This window comes from Mailhella massiliensis (genome assembly GCF_900155525.1).
GTDB lineage: Bacteria > Desulfobacterota > Desulfovibrionia > Desulfovibrionales > Desulfovibrionaceae > Mailhella > Mailhella massiliensis.
In genome coordinates this window covers 312,343-325,685 of record NZ_LT706952.1, presented here as the reverse complement: position 1 = coordinate 325,685, position 13,343 = coordinate 312,343, and the positions used below count along the sequence as shown (strand labels likewise).

Genomic DNA, 13,343 nt, shown 5'->3' with positions numbered 1-13,343 from the left:
GATGCGGGCGCGGCCTACCCCGGCACCTGCCGCCATCTCACCCCGGAGCAGCGGGCGCGCAAGGAGGCCGAAGGCCGCCGCCCCGCCCTGCGCCTTCTGTGCCCGGACGACGATGAGGAATGTTTTACCGACCTTGTGCTCGGCCCGCAGCGCCTGTCGCTGAAAAGCTGCGGCGGCGACTTCGCCCTGCGCCGTTCCGACGGCGTGTGGGCCTATCAGCTCGCCGTGGTGGCGGACGACATGCGCATGGAAGTCACGCAGGTGGTACGCGGGGAGGACATACTCCTTTCCACCCCGCGCCAGCTTCTTCTGTACCGGCTCCTCGGCGGCACGCCCCCGGCGTTCGCCCATATTCCGCTGCTGTACGACGAGGAAGGCGAAAGGCTGGCCAAGCGCCACAGGAGCCTGAGCCTGGCCGCCCTGCGCGAGGCGGGCTGCCGTCCCGAAGCCGTGGTGGGGCACCTCGCCCATCTGGCGGGCCTTCAGCAGACGCCCTCCCCCGTCACCCCGGCGACCCTTGCGGAACGCATCGGCGGGCCCTTCCCCTGGCATGTGCTGCCCAAAGAGCGCATCGTCATTCCCGGCGGGGTGGAAAGGCTCTGGAAAAGCTGACACGCGAAAACGCCGTTCCCCCGGCCTCGTCCCCGCAGATGCCTCCTAAAAACGGCGCGCCTCCCGGAGGCCGAACCCCGGCCCTGCCGCCGGAAAAGATACCCGAAAAAACGCCGCCCGCAGTCCGCAGGCGGCGTTTTTCTGCCGGTCTATAAGAAAGAAAAGGCGCTTCAGCGCACTCTGGCCGTGGCCCAGCAGGCGGAAACCTCTTCCGCATGGGCGTGGAGCACGTCCAGCTCGCCGGTGCTCATGAGTCCGGCAAGGCTGCGGCCCGAACGCCAGCGCGCGCGGATGAAGGTGGAACTGATGTCGAGCCTCGGCACGGGCAGGAAGGTGCACTTTCCCCCGCAGGCCAGTTCCACGGTTTCGCGGCCGAGGGGCACGTCCACGCTGGGCGGCAGGCTCCCGGGCCAGAAGGAACGTATGCTTTCATGGAACACGCTTCCGTCGTCCCCGCCCCGGGGCACCATGACAAGATGCGCCACATGGGGGAGCCTGAGCCCGTGATTCCAGGTATCCAGCGCGGCAAAGGCCTCCGCTCCCATCATGAAATAGGGCAGAGGTTCGCCCGGATGGCGGCGCGCCCATTCGTTCATGGTGCGCCAGGTGTAGGAGGGGCCTTCCAGCTCCCCTTCCAGCGTTTCCACATCGAGGAAGGAAATCCCCTCCACCGCGGCGCGCAGAAGTTCCACCCGGAGATCAAAGGGCAGAAGCCCGGCGCTTTCCTTATGGGGCGGCATGGCGCAGGGCATGAGCAGCACGCGCTCAAGGCCCAGCGCTTCCGCCACTTCTATGGCGTGGCGCACATGCCCGTTGTGCACGGGATTGAAGGTGCCGCCGAGAATGCCTGTGGCGCCCACTTATTCCCTCACCTGCCCCTGACCGAACACCACGAACTTGGTGGTGGTCAGTTCCTGCACGCCCATGGGGCCGTAGGCATGGAGCTTGGACGTGCTTATGCCTATTTCCGCACCGAGGCCGAGCTGCCCGCCGTCGTTGAAGCGCGTGGAGGCGTTCACCGCCACCATGGAGGCGTCGGCCTCGCGCAAAAAGCGCATGGCGTTGACATGGTTCCCCGTGCAGATGATTTCCGTATGGTGGGAACCATAGGCGGCGATATGGGCAAGGGCCTCGTCCATGTCGCGCACCACGCGCACGGCGAGGATGAGGTCGTGAAATTCCCTGCCGTAATCGTCCGGCGCGGCGGCGGAGGCCGCAGGACCGAGAAGCGCAAGGGAGGCTTCGTCCGCCCGGAAGCTTACGCCCGCCGCGGAAAGCTTTTCCCCCACCATGGGCAGGAAGGCCTTTGCCTCGGCCTCGTGCACCAGCAGACATTCGAGCGCGTTGCACACGCCGGGCCGCTGCACCTTGCCGTTGTACACGATGTCGAGCGCCTGGGAAAGATCGGCCCCTTCGTCGATGAAGGCGTGGCACACGCCCTTGTAGTGCTTGAGCACGGGCATGGTGGCCTGATTCGTCACCGCGCGCACCAGAGATTCCCCGCCGCGGGGAATGAGCACGTCCACATATTCGTCAAGCCTGCACAGCTCCGAAACCGCCTCGTGGGAAGTGATGTCGATGAACTGCACCGCATCTCCGGGGAGGCCCGCCGCAACGAGCGCCTCATGCAGCAGCGCGGCAAGGGCCACGTTGGAGTGCAGGGCCTCGGAGCCGCCGCGCAGAATCACCGCATTGCCCGCCTTGAGGCAGAGAATGGAAGCGTCCACCGTAACGTTGGGCCTGGCCTCGTACACCATGGCCACCACGCCGAGGGGCACGCGCATACGGCCCACCAGAAGGCCGTTGGGCCGCTGCCACTGGCTGTCCATGGCGCCCACGGGGTCGGGAAGCGCGGCCACATGGCGGCAGGCCCCGGCCATGTCGGCCAGAACGGCGGCCGTGAGGCGCAGCCTGTCCATGCGCGGGCCGTCGAGCCGTGCGGCCCTCGCGGCCTCAAGGTCTTTCTCATTGGCGGCAAGAAGCGCGTGTTCCCGCGCCGAAAGAAGTTCGGCCAGCGTTTCCAGGGCCTTTTTCTTGGCTGCGGGGCTTGCCGCCGCCATGATGCGGGAAGCGGCCTTCGCCTTCTCACCGGCAAGGCGCACGGCCTGCCGTATGTCCTGCGTTACNCCGGGGGTTTTCTTTAAACCAATCTAAATGGGTAAAAAAAACAAGGCCGGCGCCGCCGCTGCCTATGAAGCGGCCATCGCCGCCCTGCCCCCGGCGGATCAGGAATCCGCCGCCTTCCTGCGTGCCCGTATCGCCGAACTCAGAAAATAACCGGATGTCGGAGTGCCTCCATGACTCAGCTTCCCGCCAATGCCGCCAATCAGGACGTCAGCCCCTGGCTGGAAACGCTGCGCCTCATGGCCGGCGAAATGGGGCCCAAGCGCCCCTTCCAGACAAGCCTGACCTCCCTTCTGAGCAAACTTTCCGAACGCCACGGCTTTCTGCGCCCCCACCTGGTGCTCTTCGACCCGGAAACCGGTATGCTCCGCCTGAGCCTCGCCGGAACGCAGCCCCGCGCCAACCACGCAAGCTATGCGCCGGGCGTGGGCGTTACGGGCAAGGTGTTCGCCACGGGCCGTTCCGTCATCGTGGAAAAACTGAAGGGCGACTCTTTGTTCCTCAGCCTGCTTTTTGAAAGAAGCGATGAGGAAATGGAACGGCTTTCCTTCATTTCCGTGCCCATCCTCGCCCCCGCGGGCGACGGCCCGCTTTCCGCGCGCGAGGTCATAGGCACCCTGAACGCCGACACCGAATTCGTTTCCCGGGAAGATCTGGAACTGCGCCGTCTCTTTCTGGAAGTGGCCGCCGCGCTCATCGCCAACGAGGCCGCCTACCTTCAGGAGGAACTGAGCCATCAGCGCCGCCTGCCCTCCTCCGGCGGAGGGGAAATCACGGCGGAGGAGTCCCGCGCGGACGCCTTCATCGCCCAGTCCAAGGTGATGCGGCATATTCTGGAACAGGCCGCGCACATCGCCCAGGGCCGCGCCCCGGTGCTGCTGTGCGGGGAACCGGGCGTGGGCAAGGAAAAGCTGGCAAGGCGCATCCATGCCTCGAGCCCCAGAAGCGACGTGCCGCTTGTGGTGTGCCACTGCGCCGCCCTGCCCCCGGAACGGCTGCAGATTGAGCTTTGCGGCTACCAGAAAGGCGCGTTCCTCGGCGCCATGCAGACGCAGAAGGGCCTTCTGGAACAGGCCAATACCGGCACCATCTTCCTGGATGCGGTGGAAGCCCTTACCCCGCCTGCGCAGGAAAGCCTGCTGCGCCTTCTGAAGGAACACACCCTTCTGCGCCAGGGCGGCACCGATCCCGTGCCCGTGGATGTGCGCGTCATCGCCGCCACAAGCGCTCCGCTGGACGCGCTTGTGGAACAGGGCCGCTTTTCGGCGGAACTGTATGCGCGCCTCAACGTCTGCGCCCTGCACATTCCCCCGCTGCGTGAGCGCAGGGAAGACATCGTGCCCCTGGTGGAACACCTGCTTTTGCGCAACGCCGACTACCACAGCGAAAAAATCAAGCGCATTTCCTACCCTGCGCTGGAACTGCTCACCCGCTACTTCTGGCCCGGCAACATCTCGGAACTGGAAAGCTGCCTCCAGCGCGCCGCCCAGTACTGCGAAGATCACGTCATCCGCGCGGGCGATCTGCCGCCTTCGCTGCAGACGGCGGAAAGCACGGCCACGGAAGCGGGCCTTTCCCTCGGCGACGCCGTGACCCGCTTTGAAAAGGAACTGCTTGTGGACGCCCTCATCAAGGCGGGCGGCAACATGCTCAAGGCCGCGCGCGACTTGAAGTCGAGCTACCGCATCGTGAACTACAAGGTGAAAAAATACGGCATCGACCCGCACCAGTTCGTATACCGCAACAAAAACATGTAACGCGAGGCCCCGCCTTTCCGAAAAGGCGGGGCTTTTTTTTCGCCGGAACATACGGGGCCGGAACCCTGCGGACGCCGCGAAAGGCCGCGGTTCCCTGCCTTCTCCTTCCGACTTCGGCGCAGCCCCGCCGTGCACGGCGAACGCTCCGCCCACGCGCACGACGGGTACGGAGAAATGCCGCGGAAAAACGCCATCTCTGCCCCCACGGCCGGATGCCGCCCACGCCCCGCCATGGCCGGAAGGCGCGCGCAGCCCCGCCCCCGGCCTGTTGACCGCCGGACACAGGAAAAACGCCCCGCAGCCCATGGAAAGAAAAGGGACGGAGGCGGAAGCGAAACGGTTACCGAAAAAGCCGGGCTGAGACATCCGGGCTGCACGTTCCATGCCGGGCCATACCCGGCACACGCTTTTGTACCGCTCCGTTCCTTCGGAAAACAGCGCTTCCCCCGCCGTGCCGCCGCGGGAAGCGCCGGGCCTTCCACGACAGAGCCCCCCTCCGGCCCGCAACAGCCATACGGAACGCGGTGAAATCCGCGGCACGGAACCATGCCTGCGGCGCAGGTTCCAAAGAACGACACCGCCGTGCCCGCCCCTTCCGCATCCGTGCGTCTGCAAAGCAGTTCCGAAACGGCGAAAGGAAAACGCCCCTCAGGATATATCACAACAACACACTGATATATCATGAGAAAATTCTTGTCTTCTCAAAAGGGGGCCTGCATTCTTCCCTCAGCGGCCGAACGCCGCAAGGAGGCATGATGGACGAATACATGGAAAAAGCGCTGGATATTGTGAAGGCTCAGGCCGCGGTGCGCCCCATGACGGAAGAAGAAATCCTCGCTCAGATCCGCCGCCTGAGTTCCCTGCTGCGGGGTATGAAACAGAAAGAGGAAACACCGCCCGTTCCGAAAAAAACGCGGCGTTCCATACGCGAACAGAGCATTCTCTGCCTGGAATGCGGCAGACGCTTCCGTATGCTCACCATCCGACACCTGGCAACACACGGACTGACCCCGGACGAATACCGGAAAAAATGGGGACTGGAAGAGGATACGCCTCTTCTCTGCCGCGCGCTGCAGAAAACGCGGCGCAGCCACATGCACTCCATGCGACTGTGGGAACGGCGCAGCACGACGGGGAAAAGAAGCCCGCAGAACCCGCAGCGTACCGCAGGGGAATAGTCCTTTCCCCTGCGGGGTTTCGGCCGTGCCGGGAATGCGGCCGGAGCCGACGGTCTCCCACGGGAAAAGCCCGCCGTCGGCTCCCCTTCCGCACTCGGGCGGAAGGAGGCGCGTTGAAGCGCCCGGCCGTTTTCCGCCGGCCAGCGACGGAAGGCTCCCGAAACGCCCTGCGTGCCCGCCCCTGCCTTTTCCCCTTTGCGGGAAACACGAACAGGGAACACGGCATCCGTGCGGACATGCGGGAATCTTCCGGGAAAACGCCGCAGCCGGCGCAGGCGTTCTGTTTCCCCGGCGCGAGGTCCGCGCCTGAAATCTGTCCTGCTCCGGGGAAGCAGCCGCCTGAAACATGCCTATTGCAGCAGAGAAAGCACTTCCATGCGCCGCGCGGGGGCGACGCTCTGGCGGCGGCGCGGACGGTGCACGGCGAGGGGCGTGTTTTCCAGCGCCTCGGCCTGTTCGGCAAGCGCTTCAAGGTTGCTGCACGCAAGGTCGACCAGCGCGGGGCTGAAGGTTTCCCTATTCAGAGAACCCAGGAAGAAACGCACGCTGCGGATATCGTCGCTCATGGCCATAAGGAAACTCCTTGATAAGGCGTATTGATGTTGCTTGTGGCTACGAGTCCCTTTTGCCAGTTTTATTTATTTTGTCAACTAAAAATTTACATTTTTAATTTTTAATCATTTTTTAATTTTCAATTGACTTTTTACCCCCTTTTCTTTAAATAAAACTTCATGAGCAACGCAACACCTGATACACTCGATCGTCTCCTTCAAGGGGCCGGGCTTCGCCGCGACAGTCAGCTCGCCGAGATTCTCGGCGTGTCGCCGCAGGCGGTGAGTCAGGCGCGCCGCAAGGGGAAAATCCCCGACGGCTGGGTTCTGAAAGTAGCCGCGCAGTACGGCCTTTCCACGGACTGGATTTTCTTCGGCCGGGGCGAGGCCTCCGCCAGCCCGGCTCATGCTCTGCCGGAGGAGGCGAAGAAAAGCGCCCTCCGGGAAGAGGCGCACACCCCGGGAGAAAGCTTTTTCGGGGAAGTGGGTTCCGGGCAGGATTCCATCGGGCTTGTCATGGTGCCGCTCGTGGCGGCGCGGCTTGCCGCGGGCAAGGGCAGCCTGGAAACCGACGGCGAGGTGCTTTCCTACTTTTCCTTCCGGCAGGACTGGCTGTGCCGCAAGGGCGATCCTTCCAAAATGGTGCTCATGAAGGTATGCGGCGACAGCATGGAACCCGACATCCGGCACGGCGACATGGTGCTGGTGGATCAGGGCAAATGCCAGATTTACGGCCATGCCATCTATGCCATGGGCATCAATGAGGAAATCTACATCAAGCAGGTGGAAACCCTGCCCGGCGGGCGTCTGGTGCTCCGAAGCCGCAACCCCGAGTACTCGCCCATCAGCGTAGATCTTCACGGCGACCTTGCCGACAGCGTGCGCGTCATCGGCCGCGTCATCTGGTGCTGCCGGGAGATATAGACTGCCTGTTCCGGCCCCTGCGCCGCAGAAATCTTCCTCAGCGGTACGCCGCTCTTCGGCGTTGCCGGGGCTTGTTTTCCGCCCGATTCTGCTCCTCCGCCTCCGGCAGAAGGGCCGTTTTCGTACGCCCAGCAGAACGCTTTTCGGGCCGCAGTCCCCTCACCTTCGGCATATCCCGGCAAGCTTCCCCGTCCATAGGCGTCCTGTTTCCGTACACGGGAAGGCATGTCGCCCTTATCCGGTGGAGGGAGTTTTTTCTCCACGGAAGAGGCTGCATGTTTTCCTGAGCGGAACGTTTTCTTTACGCACAGAACTGGTCGAACAGCCCGGGAGAATACTGCGGACGTCACTTTCGCCTCTGCAGGGCCTTGCCTGTTCCTGAAAGAAGCGTTCCGCTTCCCCGGGATGTTTTCTGTTCAGGGCCGCCGCGCACAAGCCGTTCGCCGCTCTGTTTTCTGCATGTGCCCACGGGATTTTTCTGCCCATCCCTTCAGGCTTCCTTCCCGTGAAAAGCCCCCTGTGAAGCGGCGCATCATCCGGCGTTCCTGCAGGAAACGCCCCGGCACGTCGGACAAAAAAAGCCCCGCACGAGGCGGGGCGAAAAGGCGGAATCAGCAGCCCAGCATGGCCGAGCGTTCTATCATGGAAACGGTGTGTTCTATCTGGCCGCCCAGGGAGGAATGGCGGCTCATTTCGCGTTCTACGGCGGTAATGCCCTTGATGACCGTGGAATGCCTGCGGTTGAAGCGTTCGCCTATTTCCTCGAGCGTGAGGTCGGTATGCTTGCGCAGAAGGAAGAAGGCGGTATTGCGCGCCACCACGAGATTCTGGCGGCGGGACTTGGAGCACAGCTGCGCGGAGGTGAGATTGAAGCTGCGGCAGATGAGCTCCACCACGTCTTCGAGGCTGAGGCTGGGGCTGGTGCGGGCCACGTTGCGGATGACGTCGATGGCCATTTCTTCCGTAACGGTATGCCCCATGAACTGCGACTGCAGCATGAGGTTGTGCAGGCAGCTTTCCAGCAGGCGCACGTCGCCGGTGATGCGGTCGGCCAGAAGGTCGGCCACGGCGGAAGGCAGAACCATGCACTGACGGCGGGCCTTTTCCTTGAGGATATGCAGGCGCGTGTCGCGGTTCGGGCGTTCCATGCTGGCCACGAAGCCGGAGCAGAAACGGGAAACGAGCTGGGAATCCACCCCTGCAAGGTCGCGCGGAGCAAAGGAGCTTGTGAGCACCACGCGGCCGCCGTGATCCTGAAGGTTCTTGATGGTGGAAAGAAGCTCTTCCTGCGTGCGGTCCTTGCCGCGCAGGAAATGCACGTCTTCCAGAAGCAGCATGTCCAGATCGCGGAAGCGTTCCTTGAACTGGTCGATGGTCTTGTACTTCATGGCCTGCACGAACTGCGAGGTGAATTCCTCCGCCGTGAGGTATTCCATGCGTACCTGGCGCTTGTCCGCCTCGAGGCTGAGGGCGCGGCCCACGGCCTGGGTGAGATGCGTTTTGCCCAGGCCCGCGCCCGCGCACAGAAACACCATGTCCACAGGGGCGCTCGCGGCAAGAATGTTGCTTGCGGCGGCATAGGCTATCTGATTGCAGGGGCCGACCACGAAATCTTCAAACGAATGCTTCCAGCCCTTCATCACCGCGGGGTTGAAGGCGCGCACGCGGGGAAGGGGAATGGGCAGATCGAGCTGCTTGTCGGCCATGAGCACGGCAGGCGCCGTGGAAGGAATGGAGGCCGCCACCTGTTCCAGCGTGGCGGGACGGGGAAGCTCGGCCTTCTTGCGGGAGGAGGAGGCGCGCACCACCACCCTGGCCCTGCCGCCGAGAAGGGAAGAGGCGACTTCGGCAATGGCCTGGGAAAACTGTTCGCGCACCTGGGCCGCCATGAAGTCGTTCATGGCGGTGAGCCGGACTTCCCATTCAACGGCCGGAGCAGGTACGATGAGAAGCCCCTGCCCGCCGGAGCGGTCGGTCTGCGGCAACCTGACCACGTCGCCTTTGAGCGGTTCAAGAAAAACCTTGAACTTGCCCTCGGGCAACCTGCCGCCGAGTTCTTTAAGTATGGAGGACCAGATTTCTTTCATAACAGCGCTTGATGCAGAAGGTCAGGAAAAAATACCGTCGGCATGAAGGACGGGGAGCGCCATGCCGCAACGCGATTCCACAGGGGAAGGGACGAATAACTAGTTATCATGTTTGAAAAATTTTTCAACCATCCTTCACAAGCTCTTTTTTCTCTTAACGCTTCGATAACACTTGAAAATCGCCTTGAAAAATAAAATTTGCCCTTATTTTTGTCCGTTTTTTTTCATGTCCGGTCCCGTTTTTCCGGGAAAAAACATGCCCCAAAAACGCAAAGAAAAAAGCCTTTTTTCCGTTGCGCCGCAAGGGATTTCGGGAATTTTCCGCAAAAAGGCGCGCCTTGCCCCCTTTTTCGGGAAAAAGCCCGCAGAAGAAAACGCCCCGCCCGCTTTCCCCCGCCTGATGCGCGCCCCAGAAAAAAACGGCGCCCGCTGCGGTACTCCGCTTCCCGGCGCAGGCGCAGCACGGCATGCCAGAAAAAGCCCCGGGCAGGCCCGCCCGCAGGCAGCCCCTCGCAAAAAGCTCTTGCCTCCCCGCATGCCCTGCCGCCGGGAAACGATGCGCCACGCCGCATTTCCGAAGGCCATCCCGACAGGTGCAGCAGAAAAGCGCCGCTCCCGCATGCTTCCGGTCTCGTGCAGGGGAATCCGGCCCGCGTTGTGCGCCTCCGCATTCCCCCCCCGCACGGCCGCCCGGAGACTGCGGCCAGCCCCCCTGCTTCTGCCGGCCCGGCAGAAGCGGGGCTTTCCCCAAGATGCCGCACGGCGCGGCGGCGCAGCTCCTCCCCCCAAAAAAGCAGGCCTTCGCAAGGCCTTCAGCTGCACGCTTTCCCGGCCGCGCCGCTCTTTTTCGGGAACGATGCTGCGTGGAAAGCCCACCCCGGAAAAGCGGCCTTTCTGCGCTTCTTTCCGGCAGAGGCACGCCTTTTCCGCCCCTGGACGGAGCAGAATGCCGGGAAACTCAGAAAAAACGTTATTTTCAGTTGACACTGGTTTTCAATTTCACTAATACTGCCTTATCGCTTCCGCGGGAGCCGCGAGGAGCGCATGCACGGCTTCCTGCGGGCCTGCCGCGGCATTGCCGTCATCAGGGGAAGGAACGACTCCCGGAATCCTTGCCCTGAATTTGAAAAAGAATTTCATTTCTATATCGAGGAGGAACCATGTCTCAGATGAATCTTCGCCGCCTTGCCCCCGGTCAGAAGGCGAACATCGTCAGAATAAACGCCTACGGCGAACTCGGCCGCCGCATCCGCGATATGGGCCTTGTGCCCGGCATGTCCGTACAGGTTGTCGGCAAGGCCCCGCTGCGCGACCCCGTAGCCCTGCGTATCGAAGGTTCCACCATCGCCCTGCGCAACAGTGAAGCCGACTTTGTCGATGTGGAGGTTCAATGAGCTGCCCCATGTGTGAAAAGCGCGGCGCCGCAGGCGCGCGCTCCTTTACCGAGGAAGAAAAGAAGAACGGCATCCGCATAGCCCTTGCCGGCAACCCCAACTGCGGCAAGACCACGGTCTTCAACGCCTACACGGGCGCGCATCAGCATGTGGGCAACTACCCCGGCGTCACCGTGGAAAAGAAGGAAGGCTGGGTGCGTTGCGGCGAACACAAGGTGCTGCTCACCGACCTGCCCGGCACCTACTCGCTCACGCCCTATTCCATGGAAGAACGCGTGGTGCGCGAGGTTCTCGCCCCGGAAAACGAGGCCGAAAGGCCCCGCGCCGTCATCAACGTCATTGATTCCGCCACGCTGGAGCGCGGGCTCTTCCTTGCCGTGCAGATCCGCGAACTCGGGCAGAGCGTGGTGCTGGCCTGCAACATGATGGATGAAGCGCGCAAGGCGGGCATGAGCATAGACCTCGAACGCCTCTCCTCCCGCTTCGGCGTGCGTGCCGTGCCCACCGTGGCCCGTTCCGGCGAAGGGCTGGACAAGGCCATGGAACTGGCTCTGGAAGAAGCGCAGAAAAGCTGCGAGCCGCTCTGCATCAGCTACGGGCCGGATGTGGACGCCGCTCTTTTGAAAATGGTTTCCATTATCAAAAATAAAGACATACTCACCGGCCGCTACCCCGCGCGCTGGACGGCGCTCAAGATTCTGGAAAACGACGACATCATCCGCGCCCAGGTGAAGGCCGTGGATTCCGTGGCCGCGCTCGAACTCGACGCCGTGCGCGACACGCTCGCCGCGCACCTTTCCTCCACGGCGGAAACCACGCCCGACGCCATCATTTCCGACTACCGCTACGGCTTCATCAACAGCGTGCTCAAGGACGGCGTGATCCGCAAGGACAACACGAAAGACCGCCTCGCCCTTACCGACAAGCTCGACAAGGTGCTCACCAACACCATATTCGGCCCGCTCATCATGCTCGGCGTGGTGTACTTCATGTTCTGGACCACCTTCATCGTGGGCGCATACCCGCAGGGCTGGGTGGAAGACTTCTTCGGCATGCTCGGCGAGCTTGCGACCGGCATTCTGCCCGAAGGCCTCGTGCAGTCGCTCATCGTGGACGGCATCATCGGCGGCGTGGGCGGCGTGCTCAGCTTCGTGCCGCTCATTCTCATCATGTTCCTCATCGTCTCCTTCCTGGAAGACAGCGGCTACATGGCCCGCATGGCCTACATGCTCGACCGCGTCATGCGCGCCTTCGGCCTGCACGGCGCCTCGGTGATGCCCTTCATCATTGCGGGCGGCATTGCCGGCGGCTGCGCCATTCCCGGCGTGATGGCCACGCGCACCATGCGAAGCGAAAAGGAACGCATGGCCACCATGATGACCCTGCCTCTCATGACCTGCGGCGCGAAGATTCCGGTGTTTCTCATGCTCACCGCGGCCTTCTTTGCCGACAATCAGGCAGGCATCATGTTCGCCATCACCCTGTGCGGCTGGGCCGTGGCTCTTCTGGTTTCCCTGCTGCTCAGAAAAACCGTGTTCCGCGGCGCCTCCACGCCCTTCGTCATGGAACTGCCGCCCTACCGCCTGCCCACGCTCAGGAGCATTCTCACCCACACCTGGGAACGCGGCTGGATGTACATCAAGAAGGCGGGCACCGTGATTCTGGCCATCTCCGTCATTCTCTGGGCCGCGCTCACCTTCCCGGCCCTGAACGAAGAGAAGGCCGCCCCCTTCGAGGCGAAGATCGCCGCTTTTGAAACGGAAATTTCCGGTCTGGAAGAACAGCTTGCCGCCCTTCAGAAGAGCCTTTCCGGCGCGGACGAAGGGACGAAAAAAGCCCTGGAACAGAGCGCTGCCGAGCTTTCCGCCCGCATGAGCGCCCTGGAAGAGGAAAAGGCAGGCGTGGAAAACGCCCTTGCCTCGGAAGAGGTGAAGAACACCTTCGGCGGCCGCATCGGCCAGTTCGTGGAACCCGTGTTCCGTCCCCTCGGCTTCGACTGGCGCACCGACGTGGCCCTCATTTCCGGCGTGGCCGCCAAGGAAGCCATACTCTCCACCATGGGCACGGCCTACTCCATAGGCGAAACCGATCCCGACGAACCCGATTCCCTTTCCGCAAGGCTCGCCGCCGATCCCGGCTGGTCCAAGACCGTGGCGCTGGCTCTCATGCTCTTCGTCCTCATCTACTCGCCCTGCTTCGTCACCCTCGTGGTGCTCAAGAACGAAGCCGGCGGCTGGAGATGGCTCTTCTTCAGCATGGCCTTCAACACCGCCGTGGCCTATGTGGTAGCCTACGCAGGCACCCTTGCGGGCAGGATGATCTGGGGCTGAACATAACCTGCCGCAAGGCACTTCAGGGGAGCGCAGGCTCCCCTTTTTCATGCCCGGAAAACGGGCTTTTCCCGCGCCGGAACGCCTGCAGAAACTCCCGGCGCGCAACCGGAGGCGCACCGGGCTGCGGCACACGGCAAAAGTGCGCCCGGCAGCATCCCTTCCCCTCCGGGAACACTTCCCTTCCGCGCCCTTCCTTCGCGGAACATGCCCCAAACGGCCTTCCCGGCGCGGAAAAGCCGCGGGGCGCGCCATGCCCTTTTTTGGCTCCGCAGCCTTGCGATACAGGGAAAAGGGGGAGCTTGCGGCACATTTTCCCGCTCCCTTCCCCTCCAGGAAAAAATTGGTTAGACTTACCCTCACCCAATAAATCCTTTTTCCGAAAT

12 protein-coding genes are annotated in these 13,343 nt (G+C 62.9%); 7 read left to right on the top strand and 5 right to left on the bottom strand.

Annotated elements, in window-relative coordinates:
• Window positions 1-612, top strand: a 612-nt coding sequence (locus tag CZ345_RS11570) for a glutamate--tRNA ligase family protein (protein ID WP_239446682.1), incomplete at its 5' end; no start/stop codon positions are given.
• Window positions 613-782: 170 nt separating this feature from the next.
• Here the strand turns inward: CZ345_RS11570 and nadD are convergent.
• Both nadD and CZ345_RS11560 read right to left on the bottom strand, forming a co-directional pair.
• Window positions 783-1,472 (bottom strand): nicotinate (nicotinamide) nucleotide adenylyltransferase, encoded by a 690-nt coding sequence (nadD, locus tag CZ345_RS11565; protein WP_077073294.1) that lies wholly within the window; start codon window positions 1,470-1,472, stop codon window positions 783-785.
• Window positions 1,473-2,714: a glutamate-5-semialdehyde dehydrogenase gene (locus CZ345_RS11560; RefSeq protein WP_275425390.1), complete on the bottom strand. Its 1,242-nt coding sequence runs from the start codon at window positions 2,712-2,714 to the stop codon at window positions 1,473-1,475.
• 52 nt (window positions 2,715-2,766) lie between these two features.
• Here CZ345_RS11560 and CZ345_RS17580 point away from each other — a divergent pair, with 52 nt between their 5' ends.
• The 3 genes from CZ345_RS17580 (at window position 2,767) to CZ345_RS11550 (ending at window position 5,671) form a co-directional block, all read left to right on the top strand.
• A complete protein-coding gene (locus CZ345_RS17580) occupies window positions 2,767-2,889 on the top strand; it encodes a hypothetical protein (protein ID WP_275425389.1) in 123 nt (40 codons plus the stop codon).
• Between the two features lie 20 nt (window positions 2,890-2,909).
• Window positions 2,910-4,493 (top strand): sigma-54-dependent Fis family transcriptional regulator, encoded by a 1,584-nt coding sequence (locus tag CZ345_RS11555; protein ID WP_077073292.1) that lies wholly within the window; start codon window positions 2,910-2,912, stop codon window positions 4,491-4,493.
• Window positions 4,494-5,245: 752 nt separating this feature from the next.
• Window positions 5,246-5,671, top strand: a complete 426-nt coding sequence (locus tag CZ345_RS11550) for a Ros/MucR family transcriptional regulator (RefSeq protein WP_337957248.1) — start codon at window positions 5,246-5,248, stop codon at window positions 5,669-5,671.
• A 350-nt stretch (window positions 5,672-6,021) separates the two neighbouring features.
• Here the strand turns inward: CZ345_RS11550 and CZ345_RS11545 are convergent, their stop codons facing one another.
• Window positions 6,022-6,243 (bottom strand): hypothetical protein, encoded by a 222-nt coding sequence (locus CZ345_RS11545; protein WP_077073290.1) that lies wholly within the window; start codon window positions 6,241-6,243, stop codon window positions 6,022-6,024.
• Window positions 6,244-6,402: 159 nt separating this feature from the next.
• On the opposite strand from CZ345_RS11545, the gene CZ345_RS11540 reads away from it, so the two are divergent.
• Window positions 6,403-7,146, top strand: a complete 744-nt coding sequence (locus tag CZ345_RS11540) for a LexA family transcriptional regulator (RefSeq protein ID WP_077073289.1) — start codon at window positions 6,403-6,405, stop codon at window positions 7,144-7,146.
• A 611-nt stretch (window positions 7,147-7,757) separates the two neighbouring features.
• On the opposite strand, the gene CZ345_RS11530 is transcribed toward CZ345_RS11540, so the two are convergent.
• Both CZ345_RS11530 and CZ345_RS16695 read right to left on the bottom strand, forming a co-directional pair.
• Entirely contained in the window at window positions 7,758-9,233 is a 1,476-nt protein-coding gene (locus tag CZ345_RS11530) for a DnaA ATPase domain-containing protein (RefSeq protein WP_077073287.1), read from the bottom strand.
• Window positions 9,234-9,387: 154 nt separating this feature from the next.
• Window positions 9,388-9,798 carry a hypothetical protein gene (locus CZ345_RS16695; protein WP_144277341.1) on the bottom strand — a complete coding sequence of 137 codons (411 nt, stop codon included), beginning with the start codon at window positions 9,796-9,798 and terminating at the stop codon, window positions 9,388-9,390.
• A gap of 595 nt (window positions 9,799-10,393) precedes the next feature.
• Here CZ345_RS16695 and CZ345_RS11520 point away from each other — a divergent pair.
• Both CZ345_RS11520 and feoB read left to right on the top strand, forming a co-directional pair.
• Window positions 10,394-10,627, top strand: a complete 234-nt coding sequence (locus CZ345_RS11520) for a FeoA family protein (protein WP_077073285.1) — start codon at window positions 10,394-10,396, stop codon at window positions 10,625-10,627.
• Window positions 10,624-12,957, top strand: a complete 2,334-nt coding sequence (gene feoB / locus CZ345_RS11515; protein WP_239446681.1) for a ferrous iron transport protein B — start codon at window positions 10,624-10,626, stop codon at window positions 12,955-12,957. Before CZ345_RS11520 ends, feoB begins: the two co-directional genes overlap by 4 nt.
• The last annotated feature ends 386 nt before the right edge of the window (window positions 12,958-13,343 follow it).